This window comes from Bombiscardovia apis, from assembly GCF_033095945.1.
Lineage (GTDB): Bacteria > Actinomycetota > Actinomycetes > Actinomycetales > Bifidobacteriaceae > Bombiscardovia > Bombiscardovia apis.
In genome coordinates this window covers 1,356,049-1,379,972 of the sequence record NZ_AP026800.1, presented here as the reverse complement: position 1 = coordinate 1,379,972, position 23,924 = coordinate 1,356,049, and the positions used below count along the sequence as shown (strand labels likewise).

General features: G+C 54.6%; 21 protein-coding genes and 1 pseudogene. 20 read left to right on the top strand and 2 right to left on the bottom strand.

Features of this window, described 5'->3' with window-relative positions; translation table 11 throughout:
- Nucleotides 1-14: 14 nt before the first annotated feature.
- On the bottom strand, nt 15-2,099 hold the full coding sequence (locus R8377_RS05485) for a M13 family metallopeptidase (RefSeq protein WP_317642491.1): 2,085 nt from the start codon (nt 2,097-2,099) through the stop codon (nt 15-17).
- A gap of 165 nt (nt 2,100-2,264) precedes the next feature.
- Here R8377_RS05485 and R8377_RS05480 point away from each other — a divergent pair, with 165 nt between their 5' ends.
- From R8377_RS05480 to R8377_RS05425, 12 genes are all read left to right on the top strand, one after another.
- Entirely contained in the window at nt 2,265-2,969 is a 705-nt protein-coding gene (locus tag R8377_RS05480; RefSeq protein ID WP_317642490.1) for an HdeD family acid-resistance protein, read from the top strand.
- 69 nt (nt 2,970-3,038) lie between these two features.
- Nucleotides 3,039-3,818 carry a type I methionyl aminopeptidase gene (map, locus tag R8377_RS05475; RefSeq protein ID WP_317642489.1) on the top strand — a complete coding sequence of 260 codons (780 nt, stop codon included), beginning with the start codon at nt 3,039-3,041 and terminating at the stop codon, nt 3,816-3,818.
- A gap of 169 nt (nt 3,819-3,987) precedes the next feature.
- Nucleotides 3,988-5,121: a peptide chain release factor 2 gene (gene prfB, locus R8377_RS05470; protein WP_317642488.1), complete on the top strand. Its 1,134-nt coding sequence runs from the start codon at nt 3,988-3,990 to the stop codon at nt 5,119-5,121.
- 128 nt (nt 5,122-5,249) lie between these two features.
- Nucleotides 5,250-6,329, top strand: a complete 1,080-nt coding sequence (gene ftsE / locus R8377_RS05465; RefSeq protein ID WP_317642487.1) for a cell division ATP-binding protein FtsE — start codon at nt 5,250-5,252, stop codon at nt 6,327-6,329.
- Nucleotides 6,326-7,249 (top strand): permease-like cell division protein FtsX, encoded by a 924-nt coding sequence (gene ftsX / locus R8377_RS05460; RefSeq protein ID WP_317642486.1) that lies wholly within the window; start codon nt 6,326-6,328, stop codon nt 7,247-7,249. The genes ftsE and ftsX overlap by 4 nt, the downstream gene beginning before the upstream one ends.
- Nucleotides 7,250-7,383: 134 nt before the next feature.
- Nucleotides 7,384-8,775 carry a CHAP domain-containing protein gene (locus R8377_RS05455; protein WP_317643723.1) on the top strand — a complete coding sequence of 464 codons (1,392 nt, stop codon included), beginning with the start codon at nt 7,384-7,386 and terminating at the stop codon, nt 8,773-8,775.
- 170 nt (nt 8,776-8,945) lie between these two features.
- Nucleotides 8,946-9,422 carry an SsrA-binding protein SmpB gene (gene smpB, locus R8377_RS05450; RefSeq protein ID WP_317642485.1) on the top strand — a complete coding sequence of 159 codons (477 nt, stop codon included), beginning with the start codon at nt 8,946-8,948 and terminating at the stop codon, nt 9,420-9,422.
- A gap of 320 nt (nt 9,423-9,742) precedes the next feature.
- Entirely contained in the window at nt 9,743-10,681 is a 939-nt protein-coding gene (locus R8377_RS05445; protein WP_317642484.1) for an ABC transporter substrate-binding protein, read from the top strand.
- 113 nt (nt 10,682-10,794) lie between these two features.
- Entirely contained in the window at nt 10,795-11,775 is a 981-nt protein-coding gene (locus R8377_RS05440) for an amino acid ABC transporter permease (RefSeq protein ID WP_317643722.1), read from the top strand.
- 26 nt (nt 11,776-11,801) lie between these two features.
- Complete coding sequence (locus tag R8377_RS05435; RefSeq protein WP_317643721.1) at nt 11,802-12,599, top strand: amino acid ABC transporter ATP-binding protein; 798 nt, start codon at nt 11,802-11,804, stop codon at nt 12,597-12,599.
- Between the two features lie 65 nt (nt 12,600-12,664).
- A complete protein-coding gene (gene glmS / locus R8377_RS05430; protein ID WP_317642483.1) occupies nt 12,665-14,557 on the top strand; it encodes a glutamine--fructose-6-phosphate transaminase (isomerizing) in 1,893 nt (630 codons plus the stop codon).
- 7 nt (nt 14,558-14,564) lie between these two features.
- The gene (locus tag R8377_RS05425) at nt 14,565-15,329 is read left to right on the top strand and encodes a pseudouridine synthase (protein ID WP_317642482.1); all 765 of its coding nucleotides are present in this window, start codon (nt 14,565-14,567) and stop codon (nt 15,327-15,329) included.
- 30 nt (nt 15,330-15,359) lie between these two features.
- Here the strand turns inward: R8377_RS05425 and R8377_RS05420 are convergent, their stop codons facing one another.
- Nucleotides 15,360-16,151 (bottom strand): type III pantothenate kinase, encoded by a 792-nt coding sequence (locus R8377_RS05420; RefSeq protein ID WP_317642481.1) that lies wholly within the window; start codon nt 16,149-16,151, stop codon nt 15,360-15,362.
- Nucleotides 16,152-16,290: 139 nt separating this feature from the next.
- On the opposite strand from R8377_RS05420, the pseudogene R8377_RS05415 reads away from it, so the two are divergent.
- The 8 genes and pseudogenes from R8377_RS05415 to R8377_RS05380 form a co-directional block, all read left to right on the top strand.
- Nucleotides 16,291-17,964, top strand: a pseudogene (locus tag R8377_RS05415) (ABC transporter substrate-binding protein); the annotation flags it as partial.
- A 153-nt stretch (nt 17,965-18,117) separates the two neighbouring features.
- Entirely contained in the window at nt 18,118-19,095 is a 978-nt protein-coding gene (locus tag R8377_RS05410; RefSeq protein ID WP_317642479.1) for an ABC transporter permease, read from the top strand.
- Nucleotides 19,092-20,027: an ABC transporter permease gene (locus tag R8377_RS05405; RefSeq protein ID WP_317642477.1), complete on the top strand. Its 936-nt coding sequence runs from the start codon at nt 19,092-19,094 to the stop codon at nt 20,025-20,027. Before R8377_RS05410 ends, R8377_RS05405 begins: the two co-directional genes overlap by 4 nt.
- Nucleotides 20,024-20,848, top strand: a complete 825-nt coding sequence (locus tag R8377_RS05400; RefSeq protein WP_317642476.1) for an ATP-binding cassette domain-containing protein — start codon at nt 20,024-20,026, stop codon at nt 20,846-20,848. Before R8377_RS05405 ends, R8377_RS05400 begins: the two co-directional genes overlap by 4 nt.
- Nucleotides 20,845-21,633, top strand: a complete 789-nt coding sequence (locus tag R8377_RS05395; RefSeq protein WP_317642475.1) for an ABC transporter ATP-binding protein — start codon at nt 20,845-20,847, stop codon at nt 21,631-21,633. The genes R8377_RS05400 and R8377_RS05395 overlap by 4 nt, the downstream gene beginning before the upstream one ends.
- 137 nt (nt 21,634-21,770) lie before the next feature.
- Nucleotides 21,771-22,136 carry a GntR family transcriptional regulator gene (locus R8377_RS05390; RefSeq protein ID WP_317642474.1) on the top strand — a complete coding sequence of 122 codons (366 nt, stop codon included), beginning with the start codon at nt 21,771-21,773 and terminating at the stop codon, nt 22,134-22,136.
- Nucleotides 22,133-22,993, top strand: coding sequence for an ATP-binding cassette domain-containing protein (locus R8377_RS05385; RefSeq protein ID WP_317642473.1), 861 nt, complete (start codon nt 22,133-22,135; stop codon nt 22,991-22,993). Before R8377_RS05390 ends, R8377_RS05385 begins: the two co-directional genes overlap by 4 nt.
- Entirely contained in the window at nt 22,990-23,916 is a 927-nt protein-coding gene (locus tag R8377_RS05380) for a hypothetical protein (protein WP_317642472.1), read from the top strand. Before R8377_RS05385 ends, R8377_RS05380 begins: the two co-directional genes overlap by 4 nt.
- Nucleotides 23,917-23,924 lie beyond the last annotated feature (8 nt).

Here is a 23,924-nt window from a genome sequence, read left to right as displayed (position 1 = left end):
CGCTCTAAATCGGATTACCAGATGCTGACACGCTCCTGCGGTGCCCGCCACATCTGATCGTTTTCGGTTACGTCGAAGGCCTCATAGAACTTGTCGACGTTCGAGACGATGCCGTTGGTGCGGAACTCAGCGGGCGAGTGCGGGTCGATTTGCAAGTACTGCTCGGCCAGTTCATCGCGCTGGGTAGAGCGCCAAATGGAGGCGTAAGAGAGGAAGAATCGCTGTAGGCCGGTGAATCCATCCATAACCGGTGCAGATGCAAGGGCTTGGGCGATACCCTCAGGGGAAGCATCTTGCTCTTGGCCGGCTTGCTCTTGAATGGCGAAAGCGTAGGCTTTGAGCGCGATGTTTACGCCGCCTAAGTCTCCGATGTTCTCGCCAATGGTGAGAGCACCGTTGACGTGAGGAGCTTGACCGGGGGTGTCAGCATACTTGTCGGCCAACTGCTGGGGCACAAACCCGTTGTATTGTGCAATCAGCTTGCCGGCGCGCTCTTCAAAGTTCTGGCGGTCTTGCTCAGTCCACCAGTCGTTGAGGCGACCATCGCCGTCGTACTTACTGCCTTGGTCGTCGAAGCCGTGACCGATTTCGTGACCAATTACAGCACCGATACCACCGTAGTTAGCGGCATCGTCTGCTTGTGAGTTAAAGAAAGGAGGCTGCAAGATGGCAGCAGGGAAGACGATTACGTTGAGCGAAGGCTCGTAGTAAGCGTTGACAGTTTGCGGGTTCATCAGCCACTCGTCTTTGTTGACCTTCTGTCCAACCTTGGCGAACTGATAACCATTCTCATATAGAGAGGCCTGGAGCATGTTCTCAACCAAGCTCTGATCGGAAGAGACCATGAGCGCACTGTAATCTCGCCACTGCTTGGTGTAGCCAATCTTGGGCTCGAACTTGCTCAGCTTGTCGAGAGCCTTGTCTTTGGTGGCGCTGCTCAGCCAGTCGGAAGTCGAAATAGAAGCGCGGTAGGCGTCAATCAAGTTGGCTACCAGTTCTTCCATGCGTTCCTTGGAGGATTCGGGGAAGTGACGCTTGACGTATTCTAAGCCGACCTCTTCGCCGCAGATGCCGTTGACCAAGGAAACTGCTCGCTTCCAGCGGTCTCGCATCTGCGTGGAGCCGGAAAGGACCTTGCCGTAAAAGTCAAAACTCGTCTGGTCAAAGTCGCGGCTCAAGTATGAAGCCTGGCCCACAATGGCATGAACCCGAGCCCAAAGCTGCAAGTCTTCCAAGTCGCTAGCCTGCCAGAGCGCGTCTAAACCTTGCAAGAAGCTAGGCTCATGGACGATCGTGTGTTCCAAAGCCTGCTGCAAGTTAACTGGCTGAGTTTTTGCACTCTCGCTGGCGTCATAGGACTCCTGCCAGGCATGAACCCAGGCTTGGATATCGAAATTGCTCAAGGCAGACTTGAGTTCATCAAAGGAGGTGGGGTTATAGGTCTTGTCTTCGTTTCGAGTGGCCACGTTATCCCAATGCTGGGCCGCAAGCTTCGTTTCAAAAGCCATGAAACGTTGAGCCTGTTCTTGCCCCTCGGCTTCGTTGCTGGCATATCCAGCCAGTTGCAGCATCTGAGCAATCATGACTACGTATGCTTGGCGGATGCTTTCATACCGATCCTCGCGGTAGTAAGCTTCGTCGGGCAGGCCAATACCAGCTTGGGCTATATGGATGACGTTGAACTCGGGATTGCCGGGGTCTCCATAGACTCCCATGCCGAAGAAGTCGGAGCCGCCGCGGGGGCTCATGCTGCCCAGCAGTTGCGCGAAGTCATGCTTGCTGGAGACTTGGTCAATCCGCTCTAACTGGGGGCGAATGGCGTTGAGGCCAGCCTGTTCGATAGCTTCCGTGTTGAGGAAACTGCGGTAAATCGCGGCAGACTTGGTAGCGGGGGAGTCGGGATCTTCGAGAATATCGCGAATCTGTGCCTCGGCATTCTCCGCTAGCTGGTCGAAGGAACCAAACCGGGAGCGGTCTGCTGGCAGGGTATAGGTATCAATCCAAGGGCCATTCACGTAGCGGAAGAGGTCATTCTTGGGTTCGATGACGGAGGAGAACGATGCCGGATCGAGGCCGGACTTGAGCTGTATATTATCCATACTGTTCAAGCCTAACCCTCGCTCCAGTCTGCTGCAAGGAGGAGGCACACAAAAATGTACATGTTCAAAAGGAGTAAAGGCTGAGTGCGTAACTGCACATACACTGCCATCAAAAGGAATAGACTGAAGACGAGTTGGAGTATGAACGAATGAAAGGAAGCGCTTATGAGCGATCCAAACAACGGCCAGTACAACGGTCAATATCAGAGTTCAGACCAATATCAGGAGCAGTACAACGGCCAGAAGCAGGATTCCAATCAGGAGGGATACCGGCCTAATCAAGGATATTACATGCCGCCGCGCGATCCCTTCAAGCTTATTGTAGAGGAGTTGTCTCAAAAGTCTATCAATATGGTGCGCATGGTAACCGGCATAGTCGGTGCTGTGGCGCTGATTATTGGCCTAGCGCTCCTTATTGTGCCCGGTAAGACGTTGATTGTATTCACTGTGGCCCTAGGCATATACTTCATCATCTCGGGCCTCGTGCGCTTGGTAACGTCACTGGTGGCCCAGGGCATGCCTGGAGGCTGGCGAGTACTGGGCATTCTGGTAGGTCTATTGCTATCAATCGGTGGCGTAGTTGTCATTAAGAACACAGCCTTATCTGCCTCTACTCTGCTCGTTATGGTCACGCTTATTGTGGGCATTGGCTGGATTATGGAAGGTGTGGTAACCCTGGCTGAAACTTGGGCCGTGTCACACAACGGTTGGGCTATCTTCAGTGCGGTTATCTCTATTGTCGCTGGTATTTTCATCCTAATCAGCCCCTTAAGCTCTACCGTTCTGCTGGTCATTTTCGGTGGATGTGCTCTAGTAATTTTGGGAATTTCTTCTCTTATCCGCGCTTTTACCTTCGGTAAGCAGCGCTGAGTCTTGGCATAGGGCAGCCTTGGGCTTAGAGTGTAAAGCAGTAGTTGCGCGTGAAAGGACCGACGAGCAGTGATTGAGATTAAAACAAAGCAAGAAGTAGAACAAATGAAGCCTGCGGGCAAGTTTGTTGGCTCTATCCTAAAAAACCTGAGAGGCATGGCTAAGCCAGGAGTCAACCTGCTTGAACTCGACGATTATGTGAAGCGCCAGATTGAGTCGCGCAAGGGCGCTACTTCCTGCTACGTGGACTATGCTCCAGACTTCGGCACTGGTCCCTTTAGCCATTACATCTGCCTGTCGGTCAACGACGCTGTATTGCACGGTGTGCCCTTTGACTATGTTTTGAAAGATGGCGATCTGCTATCGATGGATTTGGCAATTAACGTAGACGGCTGGGTGGGCGATTCTGCCATTAGCCTAGTGGTCGGCGAGCATGCAGACCCCGAGGACCTTCGTTTGATTAAGGCTACAGAAGATGCTCTGCAAGCTGGTATTGATCAAGCTCGCTCTGGCAATCGTCTAGGCGATATTTCGGCAGCTATTGGTGCCGTGGCTCATGAACAGGGCTATAGTGTGAACGTGGAGTTTGGCGGTCATGGCGTGGGGCATGCTATGCATGGTGACCCGCTAGTTCCCAACGATGGTGTGGCCCATCATGGTTTCAAGCTGCGTCCGGGTTTGGTGATTGCCATTGAGCCTTGGTTTATGGCAACGACCGACGAAATCTTCCAGGATCCAGATGACGGTTGGACTATTCGCTCTGAAGACGGTTCTCGCGGCGCTCACACTGAACATACGATTGCCATTACTGAGGGTGATCCGATTATTCTCACCGCGCGCGACGAGTAATAGCTCGACGGGCAGAGCCGGTACCCACATTTGGGGCCGGCTCTCGTTAGACTAGAAGAACTATGAATATCTATAGCGAGCAAGGCGCCACTGCCGTCAATCACGACCTTTGACCGCTGGAGCGAACCCAAAACCAGCGCACATTTTCCAGTGAAAAGAAACACAACAGATGGCAGAATTTGATTTTTCTCAGGCCCTGAATGCAGCTCAGGCCAAATATACGATGATTGCGAAAGCGCTTGATGTAGATGCCCTGCGCTCGCGGATAGATGAACTCGAACAAGAGGCGAGTGCTCCCGGATTGTGGGATAACCAGGAGCACGCTCAGCAGGTAACCAGCAAACTTTCCGCTCTCCAATCTCAGCTTCGCAAGCTCGAATCGGCCCACAGCCGCCTCGAAGATGTACAAACGCTTGAGCAGATGGGGCGCGAAGAAAACGACCAGGATACGCTCAACGAAGCGCAGACCGAAGTGGAATCCATTGGCAAAGATTTGGCCGATATGGAGATTCAGACCTTACTCGACGGCGAATATGATGAGCGCCCCGCGGTGGTGACTATCCGCTCTGGTGCAGGCGGTGTGGATGCTGCTGATTGGGCACAAATGCTCCTGCGCATGTATCTGCGCTGGTCCGAACGTCATGGATACAAGACGAAGGTGTTAGACACTTCTTACGCTGAAGAAGCGGGCATCAAGTCTGCTACCTTCCAAGTGGATGCGCCTTACGCATACGGGCGTCTCTCTGTAGAGGGTGGAACCCACCGTTTGGTGCGCATCTCGCCCTTCGATAATCAGGGGCGCCGGCAGACTTCCTTCGCGGCTGTCGAGGTCATTCCTCTAGTGGAGCCTACCGACCATATTGATGTGCCTGATTCCGACATTCGGGTGGATACCTACTGTTCTTCTGGCCCTGGCGGTCAGGGTGTGAATACGACTTACTCGGCCGTGCGTATTACCCACTTGCCCACCAACATTGTGGTGACCATGCAAGATGAGCGCAGTCAGATTCAAAACCGCGCTGCTGCTATGGCGGTCTTGCAGTCTCGACTTTTGGTCTTGCGCCATGAGGAAGAGGCCAAGAAGAAGAAGGAACTTGCCGGAGACATTAAAGCCTCTTGGGGAGACCAGATGCGCTCTTATGTGCTTCATCCTTATCAGATGGTGAAAGACTTGCGAACTGGCTACGAGACTTCGCAGACTCAGTCTGTGTTTGACGGCGATATCGATGCCTTCATTGAGGCGGGGATTCGCTGGCGTCATCAGCAGCGCAGGCAGGAACAAGCTGAACAAGAGGGTAGGTAGCCTAGCGACGGCATCGCAAGGGAATTTGGAGTGCGTGATACTTTCGAGCGAATACTTCTAGGAGCCAGCGCACTTCTCAGAGAGCTCATGTAGTCTTAGGCATTGAACCGCAATGGAATGGAGAGGGTATGGCACTGATCTCACTTAAAGACGTGACCAAGATTTACCCTAGGGGGACACGTCCAGCCTTAGATGGCATCAATCTTGAGGTTGAACGCGGCGATTTTGTCTTTCTTGTGGGTGCATCCGGCTCTGGTAAAACGTCTCTCTTGCGTATGCTCTTGCGAGAAGAGGAAGCTACTGAAGGCGAGATTCGGGTAGCCGGTAATGATTTGCGCAGGCTCAAGAGCCGCCAAATTCCGCTCTACAGGCGTTCTATCGGATTCGTGTTTCAGGATTACAAGCTGCTAACAAATAAGACTGTTTGGCAGAATGTGGCCTTTACCCTCGAAGTGATTGGTGCTCGCCGTTCGACTATCAAAACCTTGGTGCCACAGGTACTCAAGACTGTTGGCTTGACTGGCAAAGAGCGCAACTACCCCCACGAGCTTTCCGGTGGTGAGGCTCAACGTGTGGCTCTGGCTCGCGCTTATGTGAATCACCCTGGCATTCTGCTGGCTGATGAGCCTACCGGAAACTTGGATCCGACTACTTCGCTGGGCATTATGGAAGTGTTGGATGCCATTAACCGCACGGGAACCACAATTGTAATGGCTACCCACAACGAAGAAATCGTGAACTCTATGCGCAAGCGTGTAGTTGAGCTGCACGGCGGTAAAATTATGCGCGACGAACGCCACGGTTCTTACGATTCTGCTAAGTTCTTCCCCGACGCCGATGTAGAAGCCAAAGCTCAGCAGGCTTTAGGCCCAGAGACGCTTTCTATCGACCCAGCTGCCGCTCTTCCGGCCGCCGATGGTCAATTCAGTGATGAAGGAATCGCTCGCTTGGCATCCTCTGTGCATTCCGGCAGGACGGGCCGCTACGGTGAAGTCTTTGCGCCAGTTGAACAAACGCTCACATGGGGTAAGGGATTGCGTTTGGACGAGCAGGAGCAGGAAGAGCGCGTTGAAGTTGCTGAGCCGGTGCCTCCTACGCCTCCGTCGGCTGTCGCAGAGCAAGAAGAATCGGATTTTCGTGAAAGCGCAGCTCAGGACGCTCAAGAGCAAGAGTCTGTTGATGATGAAGTAGAGGAGCGTGCACAATGAGATTGCGGTTTATTCTTTCTGGCACCTGGGATAGCCTCAAACACAACGGCTCTATGATTCTCTCGGTGATGCTCGTTACTTTCATCTCTTTCCTCTTTATAGGTGCTTCCGGGCTCATGCAGGCGCAGATTGCCAAAGCCAAGGGCGACTGGTACACACAGGTCGAGGTAGTAGTGTGGATGTGTCCTGACGGCGCAAGCCAAGCGGCTTCATGCTCTACGGGCAAGGCACCTTCGCAGGCCCAGATTGCTGATTTGGAAAATATTATTCACAGCGAATTGGGTAATTCTGTATCAAAGATTAGCTATGAGAGTCGGGAAGACTTCTACAAGAACACCTTCCTCAAGCAGTATCCCAATGGTTCATATCAGGGCCGTACGCTCACGGCTGCTGATATGCAGGATTCTTTGCGCTTAAAACTCAGCGATCCTACCAAGTATCAGGTCGTCAACGAAGTTTTGACTGGCCGTGATGGGGTGGAAGAAGTCCAAGATCAGCGCCAAATATTCGACCCAGTCTTTAACATTTTGAACAGGGCAACAGTAGTTACCATCGTATTGGCTGCTGTTATGGTTTTGGTGGCCATCCTGCTCACGGGTACCACTATTCGGTTAAGTGCTGCCTCACGACGAAACGAGACTGAGATTATGAGGTTGGTGGGCGCTTCAAACTGGACTATTCGTCTACCTTTCATCTTGGAAGGCGTGGTGGCCTCGCTACTGGGGTCGGTTCTGTCCGTAGCGGCTCTGAGCGCCATCGTGAAGGTATTTATTACCGATTGGCTAGCCCAAACGGTGCAGTGGATGCCTTATATTAATCAAACGACGGTTTGGCTCTTAGCCCCCGCATTGATTCTTGGGGCCATGCTGCTTTCTGCGCTCGCCTCTACGGTTTCTCTGCGCCGCTACTTGCAGGTGTAATCTGGGCGTTTTTCTGGCTTGGCTAAAAAGGTGTTGGTCAGGCGAAGAAAGCGACACACTCAGCAATTTATGAGCTTTGCCATCTAGAATATGGCAGTACAGGTGTTAAGGAAAGGTAAACCATCTTGAAGCAGATGAAGCGATTACGAGCCGGCTTAGGGTTCTCACTAGCCTGCTGTGCGCTGCTGACTGCCACGGTAACTAGTATTGTCGTCAGCACTGAACCAGCTCATGCTGTAACGCAGGGTGAATACCAGCAAAAAGTCAACGAGCATGCAGCTTTGAAGAGTAAATTAGCTGGAGTTGATTCGGAACTTGCTCAGCAGATCGAAGCTCTAGACGATCTCAACAGCAATCAGATTCCCGCGGCTCAGCAGGCTTTGACCGAGTCTCAGCAGCGGCTTGACCAAGCGAAGAGTCAGGCAAAAGCTACTAACGACCGACTTGATGCAGCGCGCAAAGACAAGCAAGCTTTGGAAGACAAGATTGAGCAGACGGGCATCGAATACGATGATGCCAAGGATTCGGTAGCGCAGATGGCGCGCAAAAGCTTCCATGGTTCCGACGCTTCGACAGTGATGGAATTGGTTACGAAGTCTACTTCTACCCAGCAGTTCGTAGACAAAATGCAGTCGGACGCTGCTCTTACGCGTAGTCAGGCCAATGCTGCAAATGATGCTGCTGGCACCATCAGCACTTCTAAGAATCGCAAGGATCGCTTAGAGGCTATTGAGCAGCAGATTGCAACCCTGAAAAAGCAGGCCGATACTGAAGAGGCTGCTGCCCAGAAGGCGGCGCAAGATGCGCAAGATAAGCAAGAACAGCTGAAATCCTTGCGTGACCAAGGCTCGAAAGCACGCGAAGCCTTGGAATCTCAGAAGGGTAACTTAACGTCTCAGAGCGCCCAAGAAGCCGCTGACATTGTGGCTATGAAATCTGAGATCGATGCTATGGCGGCACAACAGTCGGCTGCTGCTGCGACGGCGAATCCTGCCACAGGCGGAGCTCAGCAAGTCAGTGGAACTCCTACTGCGCCTATTGCAGCTGCCCCAGCTCCGGCTCCTGCCCCTGTAGCTGGCGGCGGTGCAGCTTCAGGTATGGACTATGCTGTACCTGGTTCGTGCCCTTCCGGTTCGGGTTTCTGCTACGGACACGCAACTGGGAACACCGTCGGTGGTAGTGCTTACCCTGCAAGACAGTGCACACTCTGGGCTTATATTCGCCGCTCTGAACTTGGGCTGCCCGTCGGCTCTTATATGGGCAACGGCGCTGATTGGGCTAACAGTGGTCGAAGGTATGGCTATCTGGTTAACAATACGCCGCACGTAGGCGCGGCTATGGTATTTGCTCGTGGCCAGCGTGTAACCAACTGGACCGCCGACCCCATGTATGGGCATGTGGCTGTGGTTGAACGCGTTAACTCAGACGGTTCTGTGCTCATTTCTGAGGGTGGAACTGGTTTTGCCACCTTCCCGCATTCTGCGATTGTTTACAATGCTAGCGCTTACGAATACGTGCATTACTGATTCATGAGCTGAGTCTCCGGCACTTTCAGTTGCTAGGGTATATGTTCAACACGTGAGGGTGTCACTTGTGCTACAGTGGCACCCTCGTGCTATTGTCGTAGCCAGTTTGTCACATAGTGGCTAGCTCTCGCTGGGAGGGCTGCCGAAGCTCTGTAGGAAGGGGGATTGCTATGGCCAAGGAGCAAGGTACCAAGCTGATCGCCCAAAACCGCCGGGCTAAGCATGACTATTTGATTGAAGACCAGTATGAGGCAGGTATTGCCTTGACTGGCACCGAGGTAAAGTCGCTCAGGGAGGGCAGAGCCTCGCTGGTGGAGGCTTTCATTTCGATTGACCGCTCTGGTGAAGTCTGGTTAGAAGGGGCCAACATACCCGAGTATTTAAATGGCACTTGGAATAATCACGCTCCCAAGCGCAAGCGCAAGCTCTTGTTGCATGCCCAGCAGATTGAGAAGTTGACTCGGCAGACGCAGGCTAAGGGCTACACCATCGTGCCGCTGAGCTTGTATTTTAAAGACGGCAGAGTCAAGGTCAGCATTGCTCTGGCTCGCGGTAAGAAGGAATATGACAAGCGCCAGACCCTTCGAGAAGAGCAAGACAAGCGCGAGGCTCTCAGGGCTATGCGCTATAAGAATCTGCATGGCTAAGTGATTGTGCTCAAGCCCCTATCTGGGAACAGGTAGGGGCTTTTTGCTGTCTTGGGGGGGGGGCAGCTTTTTGTGTTTAGTGCCTTCAGTGCGACACGCCGAGCTTTAGCACCGCTCACAAGCGCAGGTGAAGGGCAGTTTCGCTGTTTTTCCAAGCAAACTCTTCGAAGCTGAACTGCATAAAAGTAGTGAATATTCATACATTTGCATAACCATGCAAAGCAGCGCATAATAGTCTTCAGGCAACGGGAGCTGGTCGGCAAAATATCGACGGAATTGACGGTGCCGGGCTTGTTGTAAATAGGAGAGAGGACAGGGTCATGAAGTCGTATAAAGCGTTAGGTGCAGCGGTAATCAGCGTTGTCTTGCTCGCGGGTTTGGGGGCTTGTGGCACTACAGACGAGCCAGCATCTCAGGAATCGGGCAAGGACAGCGCTGCAAGCTCGCATCCGGCCCCCTTCGATGTTTCTGGTATCAAAAAAGACGATGCTATTGCAGCACTCGTGCCCAAGTCGGTCTCTGACGATGGCATGTTCACTGTGGGTATGGAAACCACCTATGCGCCCGGTGAGTTTGTGGGTAAAGACGGCAAGACTCCGATTGGCTACGATGTGGATCTTTCCAACGCTTTGGCTCAAGTCATTGGTCTCAAGCCTAAGATGGCTTCAGCTTCTTTTGATGCTATTATTCCGGCTATTGGCAGCAAATACGACGCTGGTATTTCGTCGTTTACCATTACCAAGGAGCGCGAACAGGCTGTCGACTTCGTATCCGCTTTCAAGGCTGGGACTGCCTTCGCTGTGCAAAAAGGCAATCCTAAGAATCTGAACGACAGTGATTTGTGTGGATCCAAGATTGGTGTGCAGACGGGCACAATGGAGGAGCAGGCAGCAGACAAGCTTGCCAAGGATTGCAAGGCGCAGGGCAAGAAAGACATCGAAGTGCAGTCTTACAAGCTGCAAACTGACGCTGCGACCGCCGTAATGACAGGCAAGATTGACGTGTTCTATGCTGATTCGCAGGTGACGGGCTATGCCATTAAGCAGACCGACGGCAAGCTTGAGCAGCTGGGCAAGGATTCTGACGTGGTGTTGCAAGGCATCGCCATTAAGAAGGGCGACAAGCAGATGGTTGAGACTATGCAGAAGGCCATGCAGAAGTTGATTGACGACGGCACTTACAGCAAGATTATGGAGCACTGGGGCGTGCAGTCGGGCGCCATTGATAAGGCTGAAATCAACCCGGAAGTGGCAGATTAAACGAAGCTCTCAGCGGCAGGTGAGCGGGTCTCAATACGAGGTCCGCTCGCTGCTGTGTGGAGCTAGCAGTATGGTTGGCAATCGTAAGTGTGCGTAGGGAAGCAGGGAGCGACATGTTTGGGCGCAAAAAAGACGACGGACTCGATATACCGGGCAGGATTCATGCTCGGCCGGTAAGGAAGCCCGGGCCCATTGTAGCTGCTGTTATAGTGGCTATTTTTGTTGCTATGTTGGCGCACGGCATGGTAACGAACCCGAACTTTGACTGGCCTACCGTTTGGAAGTATCTCTTTAATGAGCATGTGCTCGAAGGCATCAAATGGACCTTGCTGCTCACGGTGTACGCGATGGTCTTGGCTACGGCGCTGGCGATCGTTTTAGCGGTCATGCGCAAGTCTGCCAATCCTGTATTGCGCTGGGTTTCTTGGTTCTTTATCTGGTTTTTCCGCGGCACGCCTGTCTATACGCAGCTGGTCTTTTGGGGGCTTTTCGCAGTGCTGGTGCCCAAGTTGGCACTAGGCATCCCCTTTGGTCCTGAATTCTTCTCGATCAATACGCAAGATGTGCTCAATGCTACGCTTGCTACGGTCTTAGGGCTGGGACTCAACGAAGCTGCCTACTTGTCTGAGATTGTGCGCGCTGGTATTGAAGCAGTTGACCCGGGTCAAAGTGAGGCGGCGCAAGCCCTTGGTATGCCCCGGTCCATGATTATGCGACGGGTAATTTTGCCACAAGCTATGCGTATTATCGTGCCGCCTACCGGCAATGAAACCATCGGTATGCTCAAGACTACTTCGCTGGCCCTGGCCGTGCCCTTCACTCTTGAGCTGCAATTTGCTACCAACGCTATCGCCAACCGCATTTACAAGACCATACCGCTGCTTATAGTGGCCTGCATTTGGTACTTGCTGATTACTTCCGTGCTTATGGTCATCCAAGCTCGATTGGAGAAGCACTACGGTAAGGGCTTTGACTCACGACCGCTTGTGGGGAAGAGGCCTTCTGGAGATAAGGGCCACACGTCTGCTGATCCTGAGACCAAGCAAAAAGTGGACAAAGTCAATCAAGTGATGATGGCAGGGTTGAACGCATGACGCTAGAGCAGATGCAGGAGGGCAGTATGATGAAGCAGCAGCAAACGGAACAGGGCAGCGAGCAGCCAGCCATCGTTGTTCGCGGGGTGCACAAGGCTTTTGGTGGTCTCCACGTCTTGCGCGGTATCGACTTGGATGTGATGCCTGGCACAGTTACAGCGATTCTTGGCCCCTCGGGCTCAGGAAAGTCCACTCTGCTGCGACTCATGAACCAGCTGGAGGAGCGCACTGCCGGCGACATTATCGTGGGTGGCGAATTGACTGGTTACAAGCGCATCAACGGCGCTCAGGGCTTGCAGCGCTTGGATGACAAGGAAATTGCCCGCCAGCGCTCTAAGATAGGAATGGTTTTTCAACGGTTTAACCTCTTCCCACACATGACCGCCCTAGGCAACGTTATGGAAGCGCCGGTGCATGTAGCCGGGGTTTCAAAGGCCCAGGCCAGGGCAGAGGCTATCCAGCAGCTGGAGCGTGTGGGGTTGGGAGACCGGCTCGATTACTACCCGGCTCAGCTTTCGGGCGGCCAGCAGCAGCGAGTGGCCATAGCCCGAGCCTTAGCCATGCACCCGCAAATCATGCTCTTTGACGAGCCCACTTCCGCGCTCGACCCTGAGTTGGTGGGCGAGGTGCTGGGTGTGATGAAGCAGGTGGCGGCCCAGGGGATGACGATGGTGGTCGTGACTCACGAGATGGGGTTTGCGCGCGAAGTGGCCCAACAGATTGTCTTTATGGACGAAGGCGTGGTAGTGGAACAGGGCGGCCCTGCCATTATTGACCATCCGCAAAGCCCGCGCTTCCAGGCCTTCTTGCAGACCGTCTTGTAGACATTCCGGCAAGAAGACCCGCTGTTAGCGTAAGTACGGTAGGCCGCAGCATAGACTAGTGAGTCATGTGTGGAATCGTAGGATATGCATCAAGTACTCAGACCGTTTGCGGTAAGCCCCTTGAGGTGTGCTTACAGGGCTTAGGCCGCCTAGAATACCGTGGCTATGACTCGGCGGGCGTTGCTTTAGTAGCACCCGGAATGAAGAGCGTGGCCTGGCGGAAAAAATCTGGCCGGTTGAGCAATCTCGTGCAAGATATAGAAGCTCAGCCTATGCCTGACGCTACGGCGGGCATAGGTCACACCCGTTGGGCTACTAACGGCGAGCCCAACGATGTGAACGCTCACCCCCATATTAGCCAAGATGGCAATATTGGTCTGATTCACAACGGCATTATTGAGAATGCTGCCCAGCTGAAGTTCGACCTGCAAGCAGAGGGATATACCTTCGCTTCGAGCACTGACACCGAAGTGGTGGCCAAGCTCTTAGGCAAGATTGCCAACGAAATTGTTGAATCTACCGGTTCGCCCGATCTTTTTAAGGCAGTACGGCGCACTGCTCGCATGCTGACCGGTGCTTTCACCATTCTGGCAGTGGACGTGCGCCAGCCTGGTATCGTCGTTGGTGCTCGCCACGATTCGCCGCTCGTCGTTGGCTTGGGCGAGGGTGAAAACTTCCTCGGCTCCGATGTGGCTGCCTTCGTGGCTTACACCAAGGAAGCTATGGAACTGGGCCAAGACGAAGCTGTATGCATTAGTGGTAGCCAGGTCGAAGTTACTGACTTTGACGGCAATCAGGTCACTGATTCTAAGCGATTTACGGTCACTTGGGATGCTTCGGCTGCACAAAAAGGCGGCTGGGATTCATACATGGACAAGGAAATTCACGAAGAGCCCACGGCTGTAGCCGACACTCTGCTCGGACGTTTTGATGCCAACGGCGATTTGAACCTCGACGAAGTGCGCATCGCTCCCGAGACCTTCCGTCAGATTGACAAGATCATTATTGTGGCTTGCGGTACCGCTTCCTACGCTGGTTTGGTGGCGAAATATGCGATTGAGCACTGGGTGCGCATTCCGGTCGAGGTGGAGCTAGCCCACGAGTTCCGCTACCGCGACCCGATTTTGACCCCGCGCACGCTTATCGTTGCTATCTCGCAGTCGGGCGAAACCATGGATACGCTGATGGCCCTCCGCCACGCTCGCGAGCAAGGCTCTCAGGTATTGGCTATCTGCAATACGCAGGGCTCGACTATCCCGCGCGAGTCTGATGCGGTGCTCTATACTCACGCAGGCCCCGAGATTGCCGTGGCTTCTACCAAGGCCTTCGTGGCTCAGATTGTGGCATCTTATCTGCTTGGCCTCTACTTGGCTCAGGTCAAAGGCACCATGTTCCGTGATGAGATTCACCAGCATGTGGACTCATTGAAGGCCATGCCCCAGAAGATTCAGCAGGTGCTCGACACGCAAACTGAGACTGTCGCGCGCGCCGCTAAGAGTTTGGTTAACGCTAAGTCCTTCCTCTTCTTAGGTCGCCATGTGGGCTATCCGGTAGCTATGGAAGGCGCTTTGAAGCTCAAAGAGATTGCCTACACCTTCACTGAAGGCTTTGCTGCGGGCGAGCTCAAGCATGGGCCTATCGCTCTGGTGGAGCCCGGTGAACCGATTGTGGTAATCGTGCCGTCTTCACGCGGGCGTGACTTACTCCACAACAAGGTCATCTCAGCTATCGAAGAGGTCAAGGCGCGCGGTGCTTTTGTGATTGCCGTGGCAGAAGAGGGTGATCCTGATGCTGAGCGCTATGCAGACGTGGTTTTCTGGCGGCCTGCTTGCCCCACGCTCATGAGCCCCTTGGTCGATGTTGTGCCCCTCCAGCTCTTTGCGCTCGATATGGCTAAGGATAAGGGTCTAGACGTAGATAAGCCTAGGAATCTGGCCAAGTCAGTAACGGTCGAATAGGTCTGCAATGGCCTCTAAGCGGCACCGGTGGGTCACGAGTGAGCCCGATATTCCCTTTGAGCTGAGCGTCTTATACGAAGACGAACGCATCATCGTTATCGATAAGCCTCACTTTTTGCCCACCACGCCGCGGGGGATGTGGTACTTGAGCTCTGCTCTTATGCGCTTACGTCAGCGCTTTGGTGAGCCCGACATCATTCCTGCCCACCGCTTGGACAGGGCCACTGCTGGGGTCTTGGTGTTTGTGCGGGAGCCCAAAGCTCGCGGGGCTTATCAAATGCTCTTCCAGAGTCGAACTGTTGAAAAAGTCTACGAATGTCTGGCACCCGCTCGACCTATCGTGCGCCCCTCAACCGGCACTCTGACCGCGCTGAACCCGCCCGCTGTGTTCCCCCTGCAGCGCCGCTCGCGCATCGACAAGCAACCCGGCCGCATGCAGGCGCGCGAAGTGATTGGCAATCCCAATACCTTAACAACAATCGAGATAGACGATACTAGTCCTTTACTGCTCCTCGCCAAGAATGGCGGCCGGGGGAGCAGCCATCGCACCTACCGCCTCCATCCGCACACCGGCAAAACCCATCAGCTTCGGGTACACATGAATTCGCTAGGGTTGCCCATCTTGGGAGACGACCTCTACCCGGAAGTCATCAACCGGCCATACGATGATTTCAGTCAACCCCTCCAGTTGGTTGCCCGAGAGCTCAGCTTCGTAGACCCTTACAGCGGCCAGCCCATGCGATTTGCTTCACGCATACCTTTAAGCTCCTGACTTAGTTGAGCAACTGTTCTGGGTGTAGGCCTAGTTGCGCCTGCTTTTCAGGGCCTGCTGCAAGGTGCGCTCATACATATACGCCATGCCCTTAAATATGAGGTCGGGGTCGTAGCAGTCGATGAGTTGCGTTTCTGAAGCGAAAATGCGCCCTAAACCGCCCGTAGCAATCACGCGGAAGTCTTCATCTATCTCTTGGCGGAATTGTAAGATAATGCGTTCTAATCCGCCGAGGAAGTTGTAGTAGAGTCCGGCCTGCATGGCATCTTTCGTGCTGGTTGTCATAATGGTGCCGGGTTTGGTAATTTCCACCTCGGGCAGCTGGGCAGTTTGCGACCACAGGGCCTTAGCTCCCGAATTGATACCCACGGTAATGAGCCCGGAGCGGATGGAGCCCTGCGCGTCCACGTAGTTGAAGGTCGTGGCTGTGCCAAAGTCGGCAACGAGTGCGGGGCCGCCGTAAGTGGCGAAAGCGCCCACACAGTCAGCTAGGCAGTCAGCCCCGAGCGATTTGGGATCGTCTAAGCGAATGTTCAACCCCGTTTTAATGCCGGGCCCCACCACCATTGGCTCGCGGTCGAAATAGCGCACGATAGCGGCGCGGAAGGAATGCATAACCTTGGGCACGACGGATGCGATGATAACGCCTTCAACGTCTGATGGTCGGTAGCTGCTGGCGCGCAAAAAGTCGGTAAGCAGCATGCCATATTCGTCAGCCGTCTGGTCTGAGCGCGTAGCGATGCGATAGGAGCCGCGAACTTTCTCGCCCTCCATAAAACCGATGACGGTGTTGGTATTGCCAATATCGACGGCGACAAGCATCCCAGTCTCCTTGAATTTCGCGCGGGCACTGCCTTACTGGTTCATTCTACGGCCTTGGCCTGCAAGCGACCAGTCCGGGGTTTACACTGAGAGGAGGTGGTCGACCCTTAAGGCGGCCAACCAACTTTGAGGTGGTTTTATGAGCTATGGTAGCGAAGGCGTGCACACGACAGGCAGCACGACCCCAACTGCACAAGGCGAGCCCGGGCCTGAGAGCGGGGCTGCCGAATCGAGCCTATCGCAAGAAGATGGGCCCAGCACGGATGCCTTCTTAAATCAGCGGTTGAACGCTCCGCGAGGGGGCAATACCTTACCGTGGAAGCTGTTGAGCTTGTGCTTGGCACTGGCGCTTATCTGCTCTTTGTGGGCTGGGCAGAACGTTCGTAAGTTAGGAGCGAGCAGCGGCAGTCAACTCGCCGAATCGGTGAGCGTTGGGCTTAAGCTGGCTCCCACCAATCTCGACATTCGCAACCAGTCAGGTTCGGCCCTCGATCAGGCCCTAGTTGGCAACGTGTACGAAAGTCTAGTTTTGCGAGATAGCAACAATAAAGTCCAGCCCTCCTTGGCAAGCAACTGGACTGTCAGCGAAGATGCCACTACTTACACCTTCCAGCTCAACCGGGGTATTACTTTTTCCAACGGAGATAAGCTCGACGCTGACGATGTGGCTTGGTCTATCTCCGAACTTGTGACGCGCAAATATCACGACGCAGAGCAGCTGCGCAACTTCCACTCTATACGGGCCCTCAATCCGCAGACCGTGGAGCTTAAGCTCAGTGCCCCATACGCCGACCTACTGTGGGTGCTTTCCGGGCGGCCGGGCTTAGTATTCAAAAAAAACGCCCGGTATGATTCAAAAACCCAGGCGCTAGGCTCTGGGCCTTATACGGTCTCCCAATTCGTGCCCAACGACTCCCTAACGCTCAAGGCTAATCCCAACTACTGGGGGCAGCACAAGGCCCTAACTCCTACGCTTCGCCTGCGCTACTTTGCAGACGACAATGCGGCTGTCAACGCCTTGCAGTCGGGCGATGTGCAAGTGCTGGCCCCGATTAGTGCCAACCTCACGGCTCCCTTCGAGCAAGACAAGGACCGCTACAAGCTGCAAGTGGGGGAGGGAACCGACAAGTATGTCTTGGCTTTCAATGGCAAAGGTGAGAAAACCAGCAATCCGGCCGTGCGACAGGCCATCCGTTACGCTATCGACCACCAGCAGCTTATCGCCTCGCGCGGCGGTTCAGACCTGCGCCTAGGTGGCCCTATTCCCAAGCTGGATCCGGGCTACGAAGACTTGAGCGGGCTGTATCCGCACGACCTGGCCAAGGCCACGGAACTGATGGCGCAGGCTGGATATAGCAGCGAACATCCACTCAAGCTCAGACTCACCTACGCCAACACGTACGGCAGTGAGCTCGGCGAACAGTTGCGCTCGCAGCTGAAACCCATAGGCATTGACCTACAAGTGCAGGTGGTGGAGTTCTCCACTTGGATGCAGAACGTGTATACCAACCGCGACTACGATTTGTCGCTGGTGGACCATTCGGAGAGCCACGATTTTGCCCAGTGGGCCAATCCCAAGTATTACTACGGCTACGATAGTCCTCAAGTGCAGGAACTCTATCAACAGGCCATGAGCGCTCGCAGTAGTCAGGAGAGCGCTAAACTGCTAGCACAAGCCGCCCGTCAGGTGAGCCAAGATGCGCCCGCCGACTGGCTCTTTAACTATCAAATCACCACAGCTATGCTGGCTGGCGTTTCGGGCTTCCCGCTCTCGCTGAACCAGACCTTGATGCCCTTGTGGGGAGTTAGCTACCAGCCGGGCGCAAGTCAACCGAGCCCAGGCGGGTGCTCAGTTACCGGTGCAACTAGCGCAAATGCAGGGCGGCAGCCGAATGTGTCTGTGATGCCTAGCGGGCTGTCTGCACAGCTTGCTCGACCTGCCCAGCCTCGCAGCTAGGAGCTGACTATGCGCTTCCTTCTCCGCCGACTCCTGCTGTTCGCCCTGGCCCTGCTTGCTATTTCGCTGGTCATTTTTGCTGCCCTGCGCATTCTGCCGGGCGATGTGGCCACGATTATGGCTGGCCTTAATGCGCCTCCCGACCGAGTTGAGGCCCTGCGCGCCCAGTTGGGGCTTAACCGCTCCCTGCCTCAGCAATACGGGGATTGGATGCTGGGCCTCCTTCACGGTGATTTCGGTCTCTCTATGCTCACCGGGCGCCCCATAGCGGCCCAAGTCGGGTCTCGCGCAGCCCTAACGTTTCCCCTGATAACGCTGGGCTTAGCCATTGCGCTGATAGTCGGCATTCCTCTGGGCTGTCTCTCATTGATGGCATCTAGCTCCCGCCTGCGTTCTTTTTACCACATACTCTCCATCGTGGGCGGCTCAATTCCGGCCCTCTGGGGTGGTCTCCTCCTGATTTTGCTGTTCTCTCGCGGAGTTGGTCTCGTAGGTCTTCTTCCCTCACAAGGCTTCCCTGAATCTGGCTGGGCAGACTTTGGGCAAGCCTTGGAATCATTGACTTTACCGGCCCTTACCTTGGGCATTTTGGTGGGTGCCAGTCTCATGCGATACACGCGCTCGGCCCTAGGCGAGTTGGCTGATTCCGGCTGGATTGACATGGCTCGGGCCTGCGGTATGACCCACAATCAGGCCTTAGTGCGCGTTGGCCTGCGTTTGGCTCTTCCCCAGCTAGTCTCGGTAGTAGGGCTCACTTTTGCCGAAATGATTACTGGAGCGATGGTGGTGGAGAATCTCTTCGCACTTCCGGGCTTGGGCTCTGGCTTGGTCACTGACTTGGGCAATCGCGATTTGATAGCGGTGCAAAGCGAGCTCTTCATGCTGGCGGCCTTCTTCTTGGGTGTCGGACTTATCGTCGACCTCCTGCACCGGGCGCTCGACCCGAGGCTGAAAGCGTCTAGTGCCGTAGGGGAGGTGAACGCATGAGAGAGCCAATTTCAACTGCCAAGCCTGTAAGTGCAAGTAAAGCCCAACAATCCGGCAAACTGTCCCGGTTCTGGAGGCGCACGCGTATTGTTACATCGAGCGTATGGGCTAAGCCAGAGGGCAAATTCGCAGTGCTTATCTTGGGGTTATGGGTGCTTGCTGCGCTCGTTTCACTGGTTTGGACACCACAACCGCTGCTGGCCACCAACGGTTATGAAGCTTGGCAGACTCCCTCTCGCATCCACCTTTTAGGCACTGATGGTACAGGTGCGGACCTCTTGAGTTGGCTGCTAGCAGGATCATCTACGAACTTGGCGATCTGCATACTGACGGTATCTTTTGCGGCCGCACTGGGCACGCTGCTGGTAGCGGCTACGGTCTCGCGCTCTACTGCCTTATCGAACACCTCTATCGTGCTCGTTGACGCCTTAATTTCAATTCCAACCGTATTGATTGCGCTGATTTTAGCGGTTCCGATGGGTGCTTCGGTGGCGGTCATCGTACTGGCCTGCGGCTTGGGCTACGGTCTCAATCTGGCCCGCGTGGTTCGGCCTCAAGCCCTGCTGGCAGCCAACGCGGACTACACGTATTCAGCCCTGTCTTCGGGTGCCTCGGGCTGGCAGATTCTCATCAGTCACATTTTGCCCAACATTGCCCAGCCTATGGCGGTTCAGCTTTCTCTCTCCGCGGGCACTTCCATTTTGGCAGAGTCTGGGCTCACTTATCTGGGGGTGGGCGTGCCCTCGGGTCTGCCGTCTTGGGGGCACTCGCTAGCTACTTCGGTCAAGTTCATTGCCGTCTATCCGCTCACGGTTTTGTGGCCGGGCCTCGTAGTGACAGTAGTGGTCGTGGCACTCAATCTCTTCGGAGATGCCTTGCGCGACGCTATTGATCCGGCCTCCAATGCGGCCCTACGAAAGGTGGCAGCATGAGCCTAGTTATTGAGGATTTGAACGTGGAAGCAGGCGGCAGCCACATCGTGAAAGATGCCAGCCTAGAAGTTGCAGACGGCCAGCGAGTGGGGCTTATCGGTCCTTCTGGTTCCGGAAAGTCAATGATTACGAAGGCTGTGCTCGGCTTGCTGCCCGTAGGAGCCAAGGCCTCGGGTTCTATTCGCCTCTTTGGTCAGGAGATTCTGGGTATCGGGGAAAATGCAATGGCAGATATTCGCGGTTCCTATATCGGCACTGTCTTTCAAAATCCTGGCATGTCGCTCAATCCGGTGTTGACGGTATCTCAGCAGGTCGGCTTGCCTCTGCGTATGCATTATCAACTCAACCGGCAAGAACTTCAGGACCGGGTTATGGGCATGCTGGAACGGGTGGGCTTAGGGAAGGAACTTGCCAGTGCGTATCCCAGCCAGCTTTCGGGCGGCCAGCAGCAGCGTGTGGCCATTGCGACGGCTCTGGTAACCGCGCCTAGGCTCATTATTGCTGACGAACCCACTACTGCCTTGGATTCTATTACCCAGCGTTCGATTCTCGACCTGCTAACGCGACTGGTGGACGGCTCCGGTGCCTCTTTGCTTTTTGTGACTCATGATTTCACTGTTTTGGCGAGGGCCTGCCAAGTCTCGTATGTGCTCAGCCAGGGGCGGGTAGTGGAGCACGGTGCCACTTCCCAGCTGCTTGACCAGCCGCAGGTAGCTTCAACTCAGCGATTGGTTTCGGCGGCCCGGCAGTTGACTTTGCAGGCAAGCCTGAGCGCCAATTCGGAGCGCGACTCCACCATTGATGAGGAGAGCAAACGATGAAAGAGCCAGCAGTAGCACTGATTGAAGGCCAGGATATTTGCAAATCGTTTGGACACGGTAGGCAGTCGCGCTTGGTGTTGGACCGCGTCTCGGTTGCTGTGAATCAGGGCAGCTGTCTTGCTGTCGTGGGCGGGTCTGGCTCGGGTAAGTCCACGCTCATTCGGATCCTATTGGGCCTTGAAAGCTTGGACGCGGGCTCGGTGTGCTACGACGGTTTGCCTCTAGAAGGCCCCACAAGTGCTGGATACCGGGCTTTGCGCAGGCAGGCGAGCTTAGTTTTTCAAAATCCTTTCGCCTCCCTCGACCCCCGCTGGCCAGCTCTTCGCTCGGTAGGGGAGCCCTTGCGTATTCAGGCCAAACAGCTGGGATTGGGCAGCGAAAGTATTCGCCAGCGTTCGCTCGATGCCTTGGAGGCGGTGGGCTTAGACCCTGCCCAATTTGCGGACCGCTTCCCAGCTGACTGCTCAGGCGGTCAGGCCCAGCGCATTGCGATAGCCCGAGCACTCGTAACTAGCCCCCGCCTGCTAGTTGCCGACGAACCCATGTCTTCGCTCGACGTATCGGCCCGACTGTCTGTACTAGAAACCTTCAACACTATCCGTCAGGCCCGCCCCGAAACCGCTATTATCATCGTTTCCCACGACCTAGGAATAGTCCAACACATGGCAGAGCGCATCCTAGTCCTCGAAGAAGGCCACATGACCGAGGAAGGCCCCACTCGGCAGGTACTTACTCAGCCCCGCAGCCCTTATACTCGCTCGCTTATAGCAGCAGCGAGCTTGTAAATAATAACTTTCGACTTGCGTTGTAGACTCATAGGCTATATGGTTAGGTACACAAGTAATTAACTAACTGAGTTGAATGGTTCACCCAATGGCGGGATTGGGGTCATCGGCTCTCAGCAGCGGCAAGGCAAGAGACTATGCAGTTTGATTTTTCCAGTACGACCCCCCTCTTTCGGCAGGTGGCACACGAACTGAGTGAATCCATAGCCGCCGGCCGCATTGGCGAGGGGGATCAGGTGCCCAGCACTACTGAGATTTCTGTGGCCTACAACATCAACCCGGCCACCGTTTTGAAGGGAATGAACCTGCTCGTAAGTCAGGGGTTCATCGAAAAGCGGCGGGGTCTGGGAATGTTCGTCACCACCGGAGCGCAAGAACGGGCGCGCAAGGCCCAGCGAGACGACCTTATGGAGCACCAGCTCGGGCAGCTCGTTGCTCAAGCTAAGGCTTTGGGCATTAGCTCCAGCCAGCTCAAGGCAGCTATCGAGAGGGAATACCAATGAGTTTGACGCTTACAAATGTAACGAAAAGCTACCGGGGCAAGAGCGCCTTGGATCGGGTGAGTCTCGACCTGCAGACCGGCCTCATCTATGGGCTTTTTGGCCGCAACGGCGCCGGTAAAACGACCCTGCTCAACGTGATTGCCGACCGACTCAAAGCCGATAGCGGCATGATGCTGGTAGATGGCAAACGTTTGGAAGATTGCGGGTCCTTGCAGCGGCGCATCGCCTTGGTAGATGGCACCTGGCCCTACCCAGCTTATGCAACTGTTCGCCGCTGCCTGCGCTTGGCACAGACCTTGTATGGTGATTTCGATTGGGCCTTCGCAGATCGTATGCTCAATGCTTTTGGCATAGAGTCCACCCGGCGTTTTTCCTCCCTGTCTCTTGGCCAGCGGCAGGAAGTTAAAGCGACGCTGGCCCTGAGCTTGCCAGCAGACTACGTGCTCTTGGATGAGTCCACCAACGGTGTTGATGCAGCAGGGCGCAAGCTCATATACCGCTTCATTTTAGAAGCCTACGAGCAGCGCGAGCGTGCAATCCTCATATCGACCCATATCATTAGCGAAATAGAAGGCCTCATCAACCAGGCCTACGTGCTTGATCAGGGGCGCTTGGTTTCATCATTCGACCTTGAAGGCCTTCCGGGCATGGGCTACGGGCTTATTGGGCGGCCCGAACAGATTGACCCCTACTTGCGCTCGCGCGGGTCAAGGGTCTTGAGTCGGCAGAAACTTGGGCAGATGATTCAAGTGGGCGTGGCCGGTGACCTGCCGAGCGATCTGCCGCAGGGTGTGCTCTCCCAAGCCTTAGATTTGCAAACGTACTGTATCTATCTCACGGAAGGCGGCCAGCTATGAAACCGCGTCTGAAACCATTCGGGCCAATGAGCGAGCGCCTCCAAACCGTGCGCCAATCGCAAACATGGGCCGCCTTGCGGGTGCAAATGCTGCCACGCATGGTCCCCTTCCTCTGCTGGTTAGTCGCTGCACTCGTGCCGCTTGTGTTTAGCTTTGTTAGCAATGTACTCACTAAAGGAAGTGTCGGTCTCAACTCAACTCCGATGTTTCATCTTGGCTATGTTGAGGATTGCATAGTGCTCGTTGCTTGTGCAGTTTTCTCGGTCTTAACTTTCCGCAGCCTAGTAAGCAATGCAATACCTAGGAGGGTTATAGTCATCACACAAACCCTTGGTGATTCCATCCTCGCAGCTTGTTTATCGCTCTTGGCTACGCTGCTGGTTGCGTTAGTTCCGCCAGGGCCATTTGGGATTAATAATATACGCCCTTCTTTGGGAAGCATGGCTTTCGCCTGGAGCCGGTCTAATGTCTTTGGACCAATACAGTTTCCCAGCGACCCGAAAATTCCTGTAGAACTCTCTCCCTACACTAATTACTTTGCCCTCTTCTGCAATATCTTCTTAACCTTGCTGATCTGCATGGCTTTGAGCCAATTGCTTTCGGCTGTATTTACTAGGTTGAAGTTGAGGCAAGGTATTGCGCTGGCATTTGCAGGTTTACTGTTGTGGGCCTGGAATTCGTCTTATAACTTTGCCTTTGCAGATACTCGCGCTTTAGCAATTGGACTCATGAGAGGAAGAGTGAGCCGTCGTATGTACACGGATGGGCCTGGTTTTGAGCTCTGGGATTACCAGACTACCTTTTCTATCTGGCCGCAACTGGGTATGGCTGCGCTGATTTGCTCCGTCTGCTTTGGGCTCAACCTCTGGCTCACCCGTCGTAGGGAGCTGCCCAGCATTCAGCGTTTACCAGTTTTGGGCTAAATATAGCG

Excerpts from the sequence above, each read along its gene's own strand:
- R8377_RS05480 (WP_317642490.1), top strand. The coding sequence starts at position 2,265 with ATGAGCGATCCAAACAACGGCCAGTACAACGGTCAATATCAGAGTTCA.
- R8377_RS05420 (WP_317642481.1), bottom strand. The coding sequence starts at position 16,151 with ATGCTTGTCGCCGTCGATATTGGCAATACCAACACCGTCATCGGTTTT.
- R8377_RS05405 (WP_317642477.1), top strand. The coding sequence starts at position 19,092 with ATGAGAGAGCCAATTTCAACTGCCAAGCCTGTAAGTGCAAGTAAAGCC.
- R8377_RS05455 (WP_317643723.1), top strand. The coding sequence starts at position 7,384 with ATGAAGCGATTACGAGCCGGCTTAGGGTTCTCACTAGCCTGCTGTGCG.
- glmS (WP_317642483.1), top strand. The coding sequence starts at position 12,665 with ATGTGTGGAATCGTAGGATATGCATCAAGTACTCAGACCGTTTGCGGT.
- smpB (WP_317642485.1), top strand. The coding sequence starts at position 8,946 with ATGGCCAAGGAGCAAGGTACCAAGCTGATCGCCCAAAACCGCCGGGCT.
- R8377_RS05435 (WP_317643721.1), top strand. The coding sequence starts at position 11,802 with ATGATGAAGCAGCAGCAAACGGAACAGGGCAGCGAGCAGCCAGCCATC.
- R8377_RS05400 (WP_317642476.1), top strand. The coding sequence starts at position 20,024 with ATGAGCCTAGTTATTGAGGATTTGAACGTGGAAGCAGGCGGCAGCCAC.
- R8377_RS05385 (WP_317642473.1), top strand. The coding sequence starts at position 22,133 with ATGAGTTTGACGCTTACAAATGTAACGAAAAGCTACCGGGGCAAGAGC.
- ftsE (WP_317642487.1), top strand. The coding sequence starts at position 5,250 with ATGGCACTGATCTCACTTAAAGACGTGACCAAGATTTACCCTAGGGGG.
- prfB (WP_317642488.1), top strand. The coding sequence starts at position 3,988 with ATGGCAGAATTTGATTTTTCTCAGGCCCTGAATGCAGCTCAGGCCAAA.
- R8377_RS05410 (WP_317642479.1), top strand. The coding sequence starts at position 18,118 with ATGCGCTTCCTTCTCCGCCGACTCCTGCTGTTCGCCCTGGCCCTGCTT.
- ftsX (WP_317642486.1), top strand. The coding sequence starts at position 6,326 with ATGAGATTGCGGTTTATTCTTTCTGGCACCTGGGATAGCCTCAAACAC.
- R8377_RS05390 (WP_317642474.1), top strand. The coding sequence starts at position 21,771 with ATGCAGTTTGATTTTTCCAGTACGACCCCCCTCTTTCGGCAGGTGGCA.
- R8377_RS05445 (WP_317642484.1), top strand. The coding sequence starts at position 9,743 with ATGAAGTCGTATAAAGCGTTAGGTGCAGCGGTAATCAGCGTTGTCTTG.
- R8377_RS05380 (WP_317642472.1), top strand. The coding sequence starts at position 22,990 with ATGAAACCGCGTCTGAAACCATTCGGGCCAATGAGCGAGCGCCTCCAA.
- R8377_RS05485 (WP_317642491.1), bottom strand. The coding sequence starts at position 2,099 with ATGGATAATATACAGCTCAAGTCCGGCCTCGATCCGGCATCGTTCTCC.
- R8377_RS05425 (WP_317642482.1), top strand. The coding sequence starts at position 14,565 with ATGGCCTCTAAGCGGCACCGGTGGGTCACGAGTGAGCCCGATATTCCC.
- R8377_RS05395 (WP_317642475.1), top strand. The coding sequence starts at position 20,845 with ATGAAAGAGCCAGCAGTAGCACTGATTGAAGGCCAGGATATTTGCAAA.
- R8377_RS05440 (WP_317643722.1), top strand. The coding sequence starts at position 10,795 with ATGTTTGGGCGCAAAAAAGACGACGGACTCGATATACCGGGCAGGATT.